The organism is Rhodococcus sp. IEGM1428, assembly GCF_050321865.1.
Taxonomy (GTDB): Bacteria; Actinomycetota; Actinomycetes; order Mycobacteriales; family Mycobacteriaceae; genus Rhodococcoides.
Map to the genome: position 1 here is coordinate 518,045 of NZ_JBNQFW010000004.1, position 12,295 is coordinate 530,339.

15 protein-coding genes are annotated in these 12,295 nt (G+C 65.7%); 13 read left to right on the plus strand and 2 right to left on the minus strand.

Features of this window, described 5'->3' with window-relative positions; genetic code table 11:
* The first annotated feature begins 48 nt into the window (after nucleotides 1–48).
* From hisD to hisI, 10 genes are all read left to right on the plus strand, one after another.
* On the plus strand, nucleotides 49–1,401 hold the full coding sequence (hisD, locus tag ACQR3T_RS20685; protein WP_428694680.1) for a histidinol dehydrogenase: 1,353 nt from the start codon (nucleotides 49–51) through the stop codon (nucleotides 1,399–1,401).
* Nucleotides 1,398–2,528 (plus strand): histidinol-phosphate transaminase, encoded by a 1,131-nt coding sequence (locus ACQR3T_RS20690; RefSeq protein WP_428694681.1) that lies wholly within the window; start codon nucleotides 1,398–1,400, stop codon nucleotides 2,526–2,528. The genes hisD and ACQR3T_RS20690 overlap by 4 nt, the downstream gene beginning before the upstream one ends.
* Nucleotides 2,525–3,148, plus strand: a complete 624-nt coding sequence (hisB, locus tag ACQR3T_RS20695) for an imidazoleglycerol-phosphate dehydratase HisB (RefSeq protein ID WP_032379000.1) — start codon at nucleotides 2,525–2,527, stop codon at nucleotides 3,146–3,148. Before ACQR3T_RS20690 ends, hisB begins: the two co-directional genes overlap by 4 nt.
* Before the next feature lie 61 nt (nucleotides 3,149–3,209).
* The gene (locus ACQR3T_RS20700; protein WP_428694729.1) at nucleotides 3,210–4,328 is read left to right on the plus strand and encodes an MFS transporter; all 1,119 of its coding nucleotides are present in this window, start codon (nucleotides 3,210–3,212) and stop codon (nucleotides 4,326–4,328) included.
* Nucleotides 4,325–4,954 carry an imidazole glycerol phosphate synthase subunit HisH gene (gene hisH / locus ACQR3T_RS20705; protein ID WP_032403988.1) on the plus strand — a complete coding sequence of 210 codons (630 nt, stop codon included), beginning with the start codon at nucleotides 4,325–4,327 and terminating at the stop codon, nucleotides 4,952–4,954. Before ACQR3T_RS20700 ends, hisH begins: the two co-directional genes overlap by 4 nt.
* Nucleotides 4,951–5,157 carry a hypothetical protein gene (locus tag ACQR3T_RS20710; RefSeq protein WP_428694682.1) on the plus strand — a complete coding sequence of 69 codons (207 nt, stop codon included), beginning with the start codon at nucleotides 4,951–4,953 and terminating at the stop codon, nucleotides 5,155–5,157. The genes hisH and ACQR3T_RS20710 overlap by 4 nt, the downstream gene beginning before the upstream one ends.
* Nucleotides 5,158–5,213: 56 nt before the next feature.
* Nucleotides 5,214–5,948 carry a bifunctional 1-(5-phosphoribosyl)-5-((5-phosphoribosylamino)methylideneamino)imidazole-4-carboxamide isomerase/phosphoribosylanthranilate isomerase PriA gene (priA, locus tag ACQR3T_RS20715; RefSeq protein WP_428694683.1) on the plus strand — a complete coding sequence of 245 codons (735 nt, stop codon included), beginning with the start codon at nucleotides 5,214–5,216 and terminating at the stop codon, nucleotides 5,946–5,948.
* Nucleotides 5,949–5,954: 6 nt separating this feature from the next.
* The gene (locus ACQR3T_RS20720; protein WP_428694684.1) at nucleotides 5,955–6,785 is read left to right on the plus strand and encodes an inositol monophosphatase family protein; all 831 of its coding nucleotides are present in this window, start codon (nucleotides 5,955–5,957) and stop codon (nucleotides 6,783–6,785) included.
* Nucleotides 6,782–7,555: an imidazole glycerol phosphate synthase subunit HisF gene (gene hisF / locus ACQR3T_RS20725; RefSeq protein WP_428694685.1), complete on the plus strand. Its 774-nt coding sequence runs from the start codon at nucleotides 6,782–6,784 to the stop codon at nucleotides 7,553–7,555. The genes ACQR3T_RS20720 and hisF overlap by 4 nt, the downstream gene beginning before the upstream one ends.
* A gap of 15 nt (nucleotides 7,556–7,570) precedes the next feature.
* Complete coding sequence (gene hisI / locus ACQR3T_RS20730; RefSeq protein WP_094704743.1) at nucleotides 7,571–7,927, plus strand: phosphoribosyl-AMP cyclohydrolase; 357 nt, start codon at nucleotides 7,571–7,573, stop codon at nucleotides 7,925–7,927.
* Here hisI and ACQR3T_RS20735 read toward each other — a convergent pair.
* Together ACQR3T_RS20735 and ACQR3T_RS20740 are read right to left on the minus strand one after the other, a co-directional pair.
* The gene (locus tag ACQR3T_RS20735; protein ID WP_230594647.1) at nucleotides 7,918–8,439 is read right to left on the minus strand and encodes a MarR family winged helix-turn-helix transcriptional regulator; all 522 of its coding nucleotides are present in this window, start codon (nucleotides 8,437–8,439) and stop codon (nucleotides 7,918–7,920) included. The two genes, hisI and ACQR3T_RS20735, sit on opposite strands and share 10 nt — an antisense overlap.
* 121 nt (nucleotides 8,440–8,560) lie before the next feature.
* On the minus strand, nucleotides 8,561–9,022 hold the full coding sequence (locus ACQR3T_RS20740) for a peroxiredoxin (protein ID WP_032378994.1): 462 nt from the start codon (nucleotides 9,020–9,022) through the stop codon (nucleotides 8,561–8,563).
* Between the two features lie 120 nt (nucleotides 9,023–9,142).
* Between ACQR3T_RS20740 and ACQR3T_RS20745 the strand changes: the two genes are divergently transcribed.
* The 3 genes from ACQR3T_RS20745 (at nucleotide 9,143) to trpC (ending at nucleotide 12,262) form a co-directional block, all read left to right on the plus strand.
* Nucleotides 9,143–10,711: an anthranilate synthase component I gene (locus ACQR3T_RS20745; RefSeq protein WP_428694686.1), complete on the plus strand. Its 1,569-nt coding sequence runs from the start codon at nucleotides 9,143–9,145 to the stop codon at nucleotides 10,709–10,711.
* Entirely contained in the window at nucleotides 10,708–11,370 is a 663-nt protein-coding gene (locus tag ACQR3T_RS20750; RefSeq protein ID WP_428694687.1) for a TIGR02234 family membrane protein, read from the plus strand. Before ACQR3T_RS20745 ends, ACQR3T_RS20750 begins: the two co-directional genes overlap by 4 nt.
* A gap of 82 nt (nucleotides 11,371–11,452) precedes the next feature.
* Nucleotides 11,453–12,262: an indole-3-glycerol phosphate synthase TrpC gene (gene trpC / locus ACQR3T_RS20755; protein ID WP_032378991.1), complete on the plus strand. Its 810-nt coding sequence runs from the start codon at nucleotides 11,453–11,455 to the stop codon at nucleotides 12,260–12,262.
* The last annotated feature ends 33 nt before the right edge of the window (nucleotides 12,263–12,295 follow it).

Below are 12,295 nucleotides of genomic sequence, written 5' to 3' on the forward strand. Positions count from 1 at the left end.
GATTCGACCGAACCCCGGCACCGAACCGACTTCACGAAGGGGCCCACTATGCCTGCCCGCATCGAGCTCGCCCGCGTCGATCTACGCGGACGAACTCCATCCACCGCCGAACTACGCGGCGCACTTCCCCGAGGCGGAGTGGATGTCGATTCGGTGCTACATCAGGTTCGCCCCGTCGTCGACGCGGTCAAGGAGCGCGGTACCGACGCGGCCCTCGAGTTCAGCGAGAAGTTCGACGGAGTCCGACCGGACCGCATTCGAGTTCCTCAGCAGGAATTGGTTCGTGCACTCGACGAGCTGGATCCGGCCGTCCGGGCCGCGCTCGAGGTTGCCATCGAACGAACCCGTCTGGTGCACTCTGATCAGCGCCGAACCGACCACACCACTCAGGTGGTACCCGGCGGCACCGTGACCGAGCGCTGGATTCCGGTCGATCGCGTAGGGCTCTACGTGCCCGGTGGCAACGCCGTGTACCCGTCGTCGGTCGTGATGAATGTCGTTCCGGCCCAGATCGCAGGTGTCGGTTCGCTGGTGGTGGCGTCACCGCCGCAGAAGAACTTCGGTGGCCTGCCCCACCCGACCATCCTCGCGGCCGCGCAGCTCCTCGGCGTCGACGAGGTCTGGGCTGTCGGCGGCGGCCAGGGCGTTGCGCTGCTCACCTACGGCGGTGTGGATACAGATGGGGGCGAACTGGCACCGGTCGATCTGATCACCGGTCCCGGCAACATCTACGTCACCGCCGCCAAACGGCTGTGCCGCTCGCTCATCGGAATCGACTCCGAGGCAGGCCCCACCGAGATCGCGATTCTCGCCGACGGCACCGCTGACCCGATACATGTGGCAGCAGACTTGATCAGCCAGGCCGAACACGACGTCATGGCCGCCAGTGTGCTGGTGACCGACAGTATGGAGCTCGCCGAGGCCGTGGACGAGGCTGTCAATGCGCAGATCGCGTTCACCCGGCACGCGGAACGCGTCACCACGGCACTGAACGGCAGCCAGTCCGGCATCGTGCTGGTCGACGACGTCACGCAGGGGTTGGCGGTGGTCAATGCGTATGCCGCCGAACACCTCGAGATCCAGACCAAGGATGCGTCCGACGTCGCGGCTCGGGTGCGCAGCGCCGGTGCAGTGTTCGTCGGAGCCTGGTCGCCGGTGAGCCTCGGTGACTACTGCGCCGGGTCCAATCACGTGCTCCCGACGGCCGGGTGCGCTCGGCACTCGTCCGGCCTGAGCGTGCAGACGTTCCTGCGGGGCATCCATGTGGTGGACTACAGCGAAGCCGCGCTCAAAGATGTTGCTGCGCATGTCATTGCATTGGCCAATGCGGAGGATCTGCCGGCCCACGGCGAAGCGGTGCGGCTGCGGTTCGAAGGGTTGCGCACCGGTGATGCGTCATGAGTGATGCTCTGGGACAGTCGGTTTCGCTGGAAGATCTACCTCTGCGCGAGGCGCTGATCGGCAAGTCGCCGTACGGCGCGCCGCAGCTCACCGTTCCGGTTCAGTTGAACACCAACGAGAATCCGCATCCGCCGACGCAGGCCTTGATCGACGACGTCGCCGAATCGGTGCGGATCGCGGCTGCGCAACTGCACCGCTACCCGGACCGCGATGCCGACGAGTTGCGTGCCGACCTCGCGCGCTACCTCACCGACCAGACCGGCTTCGCAGTCGCCACCGCCAACGTGTGGGCGGCCAATGGATCCAACGAAATTCTGCAGCAGCTTCTGCAGGCGTTCGGCGGACCGGACCGGACCGCGCTGGGTTTCGTGCCGTCGTACTCGATGCACCCGATCATCTCATCGGGAACTCAGACCGAATGGATTCCGGCGAAGCGTCGGGCAGACTTCTCGCTCGACGTCGACTATGCGGTGCACGCGATCGAGGAGCGTAAGCCCGACGTCGTGTTCGTCACCAGCCCCAACAATCCGACGGGGCACAGCATCGACGAGCAGGATCTGCGGCGGATCCTCGACGCCGCACCGGGAATCGTGGTGGTCGACGAGGCCTACGCCGAATTCTCCTCCGCGACAAGCGCAATCGGACTGATCGAGAGCTACCCCAGCAAGATCGTGGTCAGCCGAACCATGAGCAAAGCGTTCGCGTTCGCCGGTGGTCGGCTGGGATACCTCGTTGCGGCCCCGGCCGTCGTCGACGCAATGTTGTTGGTGCGCTTGCCCTATCACCTCTCGGTCGTCACCCAGGCCGCCGCTCGCGCGGCGCTGCGGCATGCCTCGGACACCCTCGGCAGCGTGGCCGAGCTCTCGGCCGAGCGCGATCGGGTTGCACGTGCACTCGCCGCCCAGGGATACGACGTGGTCCCGTCCGACGCCAACTTCCTGCTCTTCGGCCGGTTCTCCGATGCGGCCGCAACCTGGACGCGGTACCTGGACGAAGGCGTCCTCATCCGGGACGTCGGAATCGAAGAATATCTACGCGTCACCATCGGACTGGCGCACGAGAACGACCGGTTCCTCACCGTCAGCGCAGCACTCGCATCGACCGAAAGAGCAGAGGCACAGAAGTGACCACACCCGCTCCCCGCATCGCCAAGATCGAGCGCACCACCAAGGAATCCGACATCTCGGTCGAGCTGAACCTCGACGGCACCGGCATCGTCGATATCTCCACCGGCGTTCCCTTCTACGATCACATGCTCACCGCGCTGGGCACCCATGCTCGTTTCGACCTGACGGTTCGGGCGAAGGGCGACATCGAGATCGAGGCACATCACACCGTCGAGGACACCGCCATCGTGCTCGGTCAAGCCCTCGGGCAGGCCCTCGGCGACAAGGCCGGCATCACCCGATTCGGCGACTCGTTCATTCCGATGGACGAAACGCTCGTGCATGCGGCCGTCGACGTGTCCGGTCGTCCGTACTGCGTGCACACCGGCGAGCCCGACTACATGGTGCATTCCGTGATCGGCGGCTACCCCGGTGTTCCGTATTCGACCGTGATCAACAAGCACGTGTTCGAGACGCTGGCCTCGAATGCTCGGATTGCGTTGCACGTCCGAGTGATCTACGGACGCGACCAGCACCACATCACCGAAGCAGAGTTCAAAGCGGTCGCGCGAGCACTGCGCCAGGCCACCGAGTACGACCCTCGGGTGACCGGAATTCTGTCCACCAAGGGAAGTCTGTGATCGATCGACCGGCACTCGTACTTTGAGCGGTCTGCTGGCGATTCGCGGGCTTCCGGCCGCGATGGCAATGGGGGCAGCGTCGTTCGGTGGCTGGGGCTTGTTGCTTCCGGTCATGCCCCTGGCAGTCTCGCAATCCGGGGCATCCGACGCGGTGGCAGCGGCCAGCACCGCGATCTTCATGACCACCACGGTGATCACTCAGCTGTTCGTGCCGCGGATGCTGATGCGCGTCGGCCACCGCGCGGTACTGGCCGCAGGGTGCTTGCTGCTGGGTGTTCCCTCTCTGCTGTTCATCGTGTCGGTCGATGCCGTACCGGCATTGGCCGTGTCGGCCCTGAGAGGAACAGGCTTCGGCATGCTGACGGTGGCCGGTGCTGCCATCGTCGCCGAGCTGGCCCCCACTGCTCTGCTCGGCCGTGCGACGGGCGCGCAGGGGATCGCCGTCGCATTGGCTCAGATGATCACGCTGCCAATGGGTTTGGTGATCTTTGCGGCGAATCCGACTGCCGTGTTCGTGCTCGGCGCTCTCGTGCCTGCAGCAGGCTTGATCGGCGTGGCGCTGTTGCCGCCCACCAGACCCGCGCCGCAGCCGCCCAGAATCGAACGGGTTCGCCTCGACGTACGGCAATTCCTCGTGCCGTGTCTCGTCGTGGCCTCGGTGTCCGCGGCGTACGGCGGAATCACCAGCCTGTTGCCGATCGCGGAATCGAACCGAGCCGCCATGATCGGTCTTGCCTTGGCCGTCGTCAGTGCCGCGATGCTCGTCGGCCGGTACACCGCAGGATCGGTTGCAGATCGAATCGGCATCGGACGCTCCGTCGTTCCCGCTCTGGTCTCGGCTGCGATCGGCATCGCGCTGTTCGCGATCGCAGCGCTGGGCAACATGCCCGCTGCACTGTTCTTCGTCGCCGCAGTTCTGTTCGGAATCGGGTACGGAGCATGCCAGAACGACAGTCTGGTGATGGCGTTCGACGCGGCCGGGCCCGCTCGCTACAGCAGCGCCAGCGCCGTCTGGAACATCAGCTTCGACGCGGGCACCGGTGCGGGTGCGCTCGCGCTGGGCGTTCTCGCCACGAGCGTGGGGTACACCGCGGGGTTCACCGCGGCCGCAATCACGGTGGTCGTCGTTGCGGCGGTGGCGCTCATCGCCCGACCACGCCCCGATAGACTCCCCTCATGACTTCTGTGGTGTTGCTCGATTACGGCTCGGGCAATCTGCACTCGGCGAAGAGGGCGTTGGCCCGGGTCGGTGCCGACGTGACGGTGACCTCGGATTTCGACGAAGCCCTCGATGCAGAGGCATTGGTCGTTCCCGGTGTCGGCGCGTTCGCTGCGTGCATGGAGGGTCTACTGGGGGTGCGCGGTGACCGCATCATCGGGCGTCGCCTGGCCGGCGGACGCCCGGTGTTGGGAATCTGCGTCGGAATGCAGATTCTGTTCGATCGTGGCGTCGAATTCGGTGTCGAGGCCAACGGATGTGGTGAATGGCCGGGAACGGTCGAGCGCCTGCAGGCCGACGTGTTGCCCCACATGGGCTGGAACACCGTCGAGGCACCGGAGAAAAGCGTGCTGTTCGACGGCATCGATCCCGAGACCCGCTTCTATTTCGTCCACTCCTACGCTGCGCAGCAGTGGGAGCTCGAACCCAGCGACACCATCGCCGCGCCGTTGCTCACGTGGGCCGATCACGGTGGCCGATTCCTCGCTGCCGTGGAGAACGGCGCACTCTCGGCCACTCAGTTTCACCCGGAGAAATCCGGTGACGCCGGTGCCGCGCTACTCGAGAACTGGGTTCGATCGGTGTGAGCGACCGCGAGTTCTCGCTGGGCAGGTTGGCCTTCCGGGCACTCGGTGCCGCCGTCGCGGTGCTGGCTCTCGCCACTGGCCTGATCGCCGTCCTGCAGCCGAGCGCCGGCATAGCTCTGTTCATTGCCTTGGCCGGTGTGGTCGGAGCGATCGCAGCAATGGGAGTGGTGTCCACGCGCATGACGCGCAGGGACCTCCGGTAGGACCACAGACGACCCGTTTTGAGTTCACGCCCGCTCGGCCCGTAGCATAACCGCACGTGAGCCTGGTCTTATTGCCTGCTGTCGATGTCGCAGGCGGCGAAGCTGTTCGTCTCGTTCAAGGAGAAGCCGGAAGCGAGACCAAGTACGGGTCGCCTCGTGATGCCGCCCTCGCGTGGCAGAACGACGGCGCGGAATGGGTCCATCTCGTGGATCTCGACGCTGCGTTCGGGCGGGGTTCCAACCGGGAGTTGCTCGCGTCGGTCGTCGGCGAACTCGACGTCAAGGTAGAGCTGTCGGGCGGCATTCGCGACGACGAGTCGCTGCGCGCGGCGCTGGCGACCGGTTGTGCGCGAGTCAATCTCGGTACCGCAGCCCTCGAGGATCCGCAGTGGTGCTCCCGTGCGATCGGAGAGTTCGGTGATCGCGTAGCGGTCGGCCTGGACGTGCTGATCGTCGACGGAGCTCCGCGACTACGCGGCCGCGGCTGGGTCAGCGACGGCGGCGATCTGTGGGAGGTGCTCGAGCGGCTCGAGCGCGACGGGTGTTCGCGCTACGTGGTCACCGACGTGACCAAGGACGGCACGTTGACGGGGCCCAATCTCGAACTGCTCGCCGACGTGTGTGCCAAGACCGACAAGCCGGTCATCGCGTCGGGCGGCGTGTCCACTATCGCAGATCTCGAAGCGATTGCCGGCCTGTTCGATCGCGGCGTGGAAGGTTCCATTGTCGGAAAGGCGTTGTACGCCGGACGTTTCACGCTGCCCGACGCCCTCGCCGCGGTGTCTCGGTAGCAACGAATGACCCTTCCCGAGGAACCGACTCGTCTGCTCGAGATCGCCGGTGGATTGCTCGACGGCGTCCACGATCGGTTCGTCGCGGGCGTCGGCGCACCGAGTGCAGTGCAGAAGGGACCCGACGATTTCGCCACAGCGGTGGATCTGGAACTCGAGCGTCGGCTCGGTGCGGAACTGTTCGATTCGACCGGAATTGCAGTTCACGGTGAAGAATTCGGCGGACCGGATCTGAACTCCGGGCTCGTCTGGGTGCTCGACCCCATCGACGGCACGTTCAACTACTCGTCGGGGTTGCCTTCGGCAGGAACGTTGTTGGCGTTGCTCGACGACGGTTTGCCCGTACTCGGCCTGACGTGGCTGCCGCTGGTGGACCAGCGTTTCGCTGCGGTGGCGGGCGGTCCGCTTCTGCTGAACGGTGTTGCGCTCCCGACGCTGCAGCCGAAGGTGTTGCGCGAGTCCATGATCGGCTTCGGTGCCTTCAACGTCGCCAGTCGTGGCTCGCTGCCCGGACGGTTCAGGTTCCGCATCCTCGAAGAACTGTCGATGCAGTCCTCTCGTCTGAGGATGCACGGTGCCACCGGAGTGGACCTGGCCTACACGGCCAGCGGTGTACTGGGCGGCGCTGTGGTCTTCGGCCACCGGGCCTGGGACAACGCTGCCGGTGCTTTGCTGGTGCGCGCCGCAGGCGGAATCGTCACCGACCTCGCCGGCGAACCCTGGACGGTCGACTCGACATCGGTGCTCGCGGCCGGGCCCGGGGTGCACGATCAGCTACTGAAGGTGATCACCGAACTCGGTGACCCCGCCGACTACCTGGAAGGACCTGCGCGATGAGCGTCGCGGTCAGAGTGATTCCGTGCCTCGACGTCGATGCCGGACGTGTCGTCAAGGGCGTCAACTTCGAAAACCTCCGCGACGCAGGTGATCCCGTCGAACTAGCGGCTGCCTACGACGCACAGGGAGCCGACGAGCTCACCTTTCTGGACGTCACCGCGTCCACCTCGGATCGAGGCACGATGCTGGACGTCGTCAGCCGTACAGCCGAGCAGGTGTTCATTCCGCTCACTGTCGGCGGGGGAGTACGCACCGTCGCAGACGTCGATCGTCTGTTGCGGGCCGGAGCGGACAAGGTCAGTGTCAATACCGCCGCGATCGCCCGACCCGAGTTGCTGCGCGAGCTCAGTGAGCGGTTCGGGTCTCAGTGCATCGTGCTCTCGGTCGACGCTCGTACCGTTCCGCAGGGGCAGCAGGACACCCCATCGGGCTGGGAGGTCACCACCCACGGCGGCAAACGTGGAACCGGCATCGACGCCGTCGAATGGGCGGTTCGTGGTGCGGAACTGGGCGTAGGAGAAATTCTGCTCAATTCGATGGATGCCGACGGAACTAAGGCCGGGTTCGATCTACCGATGATCGCGGCTGTCCGGGCTGCGGTGCACGTGCCGGTCATCGCCAGCGGGGGAGCGGGACGGGTGGAGCATTTCGCACCAGCAGTGCAGGCCGGGGCGGACGCCGTTCTCGCCGCCAGCGTCTTCCATTTCGGTGACCTCACCATCGGTCAGGTCAAAGATGCGATGCGCCTCGAGCGCATCGTCGTCCGATAGCAAAGAGGTTTTCCGATGACACTCGACTCGAGTCTGTCCGCGAGACTCAAGCGCAACGAGGCCGGACTGTTCAGTGCGGTCGTGCAGGAACGATCGACCGGGCAGGTGCTGATGGTCGCTTGGATGGACGACGAGGCACTGTCTCGAACCCTCGAAACCCGCAAGGGCACTTACTATTCCAGGTCCCGGCAGCAGTACTGGGTGAAGGGTGAGACGTCGGGGCACACGCAGTACGTGCACGAGGTCAGGCTCGACTGCGACGGTGACACCGTGCTTCTGGTCGTCGATCAGGTCGGTGCGGCATGTCACACCGGCACGCACACCTGCTTCGACGCCGACCTGCTGATGGGGCCCGAGAACTCTCAGGCGTGACCTGTGCCCGCAGCGATTCCCTTGTCCAACTGGGCCAACAGGGTTGCGCTCAAGGTCGAGAGCTGCTCGACCTCCGCGTCCGAGAGCCCCTCGAACACCAGCGCCTGTACCGTGCCGACGTGCCCGGGAGCCGATTCCACGACCTTCGCCATACCCGAGTCGGTCAGCACCGCGTAGGAACCGCGGCTGCCCGGGATGGACTCTCGGCGAACCCACCCGGCCTTCTCGAGCTTGGTCACCACATGTGAGAGCCGCGAGAGCGACGCATTTGCGAACTCTGCCAGATCCCGAAGTTGGATTCGCCGCTGTGGGCTCTCGCTGACGGTGGCGAGAACGAAGTAGTCGAAGTGGGTCAGCTGAGAATCGCGCTGCAGCTGCGCGTCCAGCGCGGCCGGAAGTCGAGTGACGAGGGCGACGAGCGACCGCCAGGCCTCCTGTTGACTCTCGGTGAGCCACTGGGGATCCACCGCATCACTCGGTGTCGCCTCCATCGGTGTCGCCGACATGTCCATCGCGGGGAACCTCTCGATCTCTGGGTCGTTCCTGCAGGCTTCACTCCTGCCCAGATAGTTGTGGTCTGCACATGATGCCTCGAGGGTCCCCCCACCCGAGGCATCACGTCGGACAGATGTTCTACGTGCGATGCGCGCGCAGGTACTCGAGCGCCTTGTCCGCATGAGCCTCGAACCGTACTTCGCTCGAGAAGGTCTCGAGCACCTTCCGGTCGGTGCCGATGACGAACGTTGCCCGCTTGACCGGAGAGAGCTTGGCGAGCAGACCGCGCTTGACGCCGAACGCGGTGGCGACGGCACCGTCTTCGTCGGAGAGCAGGGGGTAGTCGAAAGACTTGGCCGCGGCGAACTCCGCCTGCTTGGCGACGGCATCGGCACTGATACCGACTCGAGTGGCTCCGATCTCGGCGAACTCCGAGGCCAGGTCCCGGAAATGGCACGCTTCGGCCGTGCACCCGGGGGTGAAGGCAGCCGGGTAGAAGAACAGCACTATCGGACCGTTCGTCAGCAGTTCGGTCAGGGTTCGGATCTGTCCGGTCTGGTCCGGTAGGGAAAAGTCGGGAACGAGTTCGCCTGGTTTCATGCTCGGCAGGTTACCGCGAGCGCCGGCCTTGTCGCCGGAGCGGAGCCTGCGGAGTGACCTTTCGGTCAGGAGCGGAGCCTGCGGAGTGACCCGTTGTGCCGAACCTGGGAGGATGGGGCAATGCGCGGCGAGACGACCACCGACCCCAGTCCCACCTCCGGTACCGAGAACTCGGACTCGACCACCTCCCGCGAGGTGTTCCGGCAGCTCGCGGCCGAGCACCGAGTGGTTCCGGTGACACGAAAGGTGCTCGCCGACTCCGAGACTCCGTTGTCGGCGTACCGCAAGCTCGGTGCGGACCGGCCCGGCACTTTTCTACTCGAGTCTGCGGAGAACGGCCGTTCGTGGTCGAGGTGGTCGTTCATCGGTGCAGGCGCTCCGGCGTCGCTGACGGTCATCGACGGCCAGGCGGCCTGGCGCGGAAACGTTCCGGCAGGGGTGCCCAGCGGGGGCGATCCACTCGAGGTCCTGGCCAGGACTCTGGAGCTGTTGCACTCGGAGCGGGTGCCAGGTCTGCCCCCGTTGACCGGCGGCATGGTCGGCTACCTGGGATACGACTCGGTACGGCGCATCGAGAAGCTACCCGAACATGCACAGGACGACCTCGGTGTGCCCGAGCTGGTCATGTTGCTCGCGACCGATCTGGCGGCCGTCGACCACCACGAGGGTGCGATCACCCTGATCGCGAACGCGGTCAACTGGGACGGAACCGACGACAACGTCGACGAGGCCTACGACGACGCCGTGCGCCGACTGGACCGCATGTGCGCCGACCTGTCCAAGCCGGCTGATTCCACCGTCTCCACCGTCTCCAAGCCTGCACCGCAGTTTCGTCGGCAGCGAACCTCCGAGGGATTCGGTGCCGACGTCGCCCGCCTGGTGGAGGAGATCGAAGCCGGCGAAGCGTTCCAGGTGGTTCTCTCGCAACGTTTCGAGATGGACACCGATGCGTCGCCGCTCGACGTCTACCGCATGCTGCGGGCCTCCAACCCCAGTCCGTACATGTACCTGATGCACGTTCCGGGAGACAACGACGAGACTGCGTTCTCGATCGTCGGATCGAGCCCCGAGGCCCTGGTGACCGTGGTCGACGGCCTCGCCACCACGCATCCGATCGCGGGCACGCGGTGGCGCGGTACCTCCGAGGAAGAGGACGTGCTGCTCGAGAAGGATCTACTCGCCGACGAGAAGGAGAACGCGGAGCACCTGATGCTCGTGGACCTCGGTCGTAACGATCTCGGGCGCGTCTGTGCCCCCGGCACGGTCCGGGTGAGCGACTACCGCCACATCGAGCGATACAGCCATGTCATGCATCTGGTCTCGACGGTGACGGGCCGTCTGGCCGAGGGCAAGCGTGCCCTCGACGCGGTCAAGGCCTGCTTCCCGGCGGGGACCTTGTCGGGCGCGCCGAAGGTGCGCGCCATGGAACTGATCGACGAGCTGGAACCGACGCGACGCGGTATCTACGGCGGCATCGTCGGCTACCTCGATTTCGCGGGTGACGCCGATACCGCCATCTCGATTCGGACCGCTCTGATCAAGGACGGGACCGCCTACGTTCAGGCCGGTGCGGGAGTCGTGGCGGATTCCGTCGCGCAATACGAGGACGACGAGGCACGAAACAAAGCCATGGCCGTACTGGGCGCAGTTGCGGCCGCAGAATCGCTCCGCGAGGTCGGTGGGCGATGACCGAGCGATCCGGTCGTCGCGCGGCGGCCGCTGTGCCGGTCGCTCTGCTGATCGTGGCTGCGGCATGCCTGTGGGGATCGTCGAGAATGACGTGGGTTCGGGTGACGTCCTCCGACGGTCTCGGGGAGAGTCGAACGGACGACCTTCTCGGTGGCACCTGGGCCGCTGCCACCACACCGCTCGCGCTGGTGCTGCTGGCGGCGGTGGCCGCGTCGTTCGCGGTGCGCGGGTGGGCCTCTCGGGTGCTGGCTGTGTTGATCGCGGTGGTGGCCGTGTCGGCCGCTGTTCCGGCCGTTCGACTGCTCACCGCGGGAGCATCCGACTCGGAGTCGGCGGCCCTTGCCGAACTCCCCGCCAGGGCTCAGGTCTCGATGACGGAGGTGTCGATTCTCCCGGCGATCGTCACCCTGATCGGCGCGTTGTGCGCCCTCGTTGCGGCGGTGGTGTCGATTCGGAAAACAGCTGCCTCGCAGGTACTCTCGTCCAAGTACGACGCTCCGGCGGTGCGACGTGACGAGGTGGCTCGACGCGTTCGCAGTTCCTCGTCCGACAACGGCGTGCAGGACGAAGGCGAGGACCTCACCGAACGCATGATGTGGGACGCGCTCGATGCGGGCGAAGATCCTACCGACGAGTCCGGTACCCCGCGTTCGTCGTGATGAAACCGCCCTCTACGCTAGGTCCGACCCCGATGAGATTCCTCACATCGGAAGTCGACGCTCAGAAAGGACTGGGGGCACCATGACTGTTCTCGACTCGATTCTCGACGGTGTGCGGGCCGACGTGGCCGCGCGTGAATCGGTGGTCGATTTCGCCGCCGTCAAAGCAGCAGCGAAAGCAGCCCCGGCACCTCTCGACGCAGCGGCAGCCCTTCGTGAGGACGGGATCGGCGTCATCGCCGAGGTCAAGCGTGCCAGCCCGTCCAAGGGTGCGTTGGCGGACATCGGTGATCCAGCGGTTCTGGCCCGTGCATACGAGCAGGGCGGTGCCCGCATCATCAGCGTCCTCACCGAAGAGCGTCGCTTCCACGGATCTCTCGCAGACCTCGACGCGGTTCGTGCCGCAGTCTCGATTCCGGTGTTGCGCAAGGATTTCATCGTCGGTCCGTATCAGATCCACGAGGCTCGGGCCCACGGTGCCGATGTCATCCTGCTGATCGTCGCGGCACTCGAACAGGATGCCCTGGCGTCGTTGCTCGATCGCACGGAGTCGCTGGGCATGACGGCACTGGTCGAGGTGCACACCGAAGCCGAGGCGGATCGTGCTCTCGAGGCCGGTGCCCGCGTCATCGGCATCAACGCACGTAATCTCAAGACACTCGAAATCGACCGCGACAGCTTCGGCCGAATTGCGCCCGGTCTGCCCAGCGAGGTCATTCGTGTCGCAGAGTCCGGTGTACGAGGAACTGCCGACCTGCTGGCCTACGCCGGTGCCGGTGCCGACGCAGTGCTCGTCGGCGAGGGCTTGGTCACCGCAGGCGATCCCCGGACCGCCGTCTCGGACCTGGTGACGGCGGGAACACATCCGTCGTGCCCCAAGCCCGCACGCTGACTCTGCAGGACCGACTCGGGCACCCGACCCGAG

Excerpts from the sequence above, each read along its gene's own strand:
- hisF (WP_428694685.1), top strand. The coding sequence starts at position 6,782 with ATGAGCGTCGCGGTCAGAGTGATTCCGTGCCTCGACGTCGATGCCGGA.
- ACQR3T_RS20690 (WP_428694681.1), top strand. The coding sequence starts at position 1,398 with ATGAGTGATGCTCTGGGACAGTCGGTTTCGCTGGAAGATCTACCTCTG.
- ACQR3T_RS20740 (WP_032378994.1), bottom strand. The coding sequence starts at position 9,022 with ATGAAACCAGGCGAACTCGTTCCCGACTTTTCCCTACCGGACCAGACC.
- ACQR3T_RS20735 (WP_230594647.1), bottom strand. The coding sequence starts at position 8,439 with ATGGACATGTCGGCGACACCGATGGAGGCGACACCGAGTGATGCGGTG.
- ACQR3T_RS20720 (WP_428694684.1), top strand. The coding sequence starts at position 5,955 with ATGACCCTTCCCGAGGAACCGACTCGTCTGCTCGAGATCGCCGGTGGA.
- hisD (WP_428694680.1), top strand. The coding sequence starts at position 49 with ATGCCTGCCCGCATCGAGCTCGCCCGCGTCGATCTACGCGGACGAACT.
- ACQR3T_RS20750 (WP_428694687.1), top strand. The coding sequence starts at position 10,708 with ATGACCGAGCGATCCGGTCGTCGCGCGGCGGCCGCTGTGCCGGTCGCT.
- hisI (WP_094704743.1), top strand. The coding sequence starts at position 7,571 with ATGACACTCGACTCGAGTCTGTCCGCGAGACTCAAGCGCAACGAGGCC.
- hisH (WP_032403988.1), top strand. The coding sequence starts at position 4,325 with ATGACTTCTGTGGTGTTGCTCGATTACGGCTCGGGCAATCTGCACTCG.
- ACQR3T_RS20745 (WP_428694686.1), top strand. The coding sequence starts at position 9,143 with ATGCGCGGCGAGACGACCACCGACCCCAGTCCCACCTCCGGTACCGAG.
- ACQR3T_RS20700 (WP_428694729.1), top strand. The coding sequence starts at position 3,210 with ATGGCAATGGGGGCAGCGTCGTTCGGTGGCTGGGGCTTGTTGCTTCCG.
- trpC (WP_032378991.1), top strand. The coding sequence starts at position 11,453 with ATGACTGTTCTCGACTCGATTCTCGACGGTGTGCGGGCCGACGTGGCC.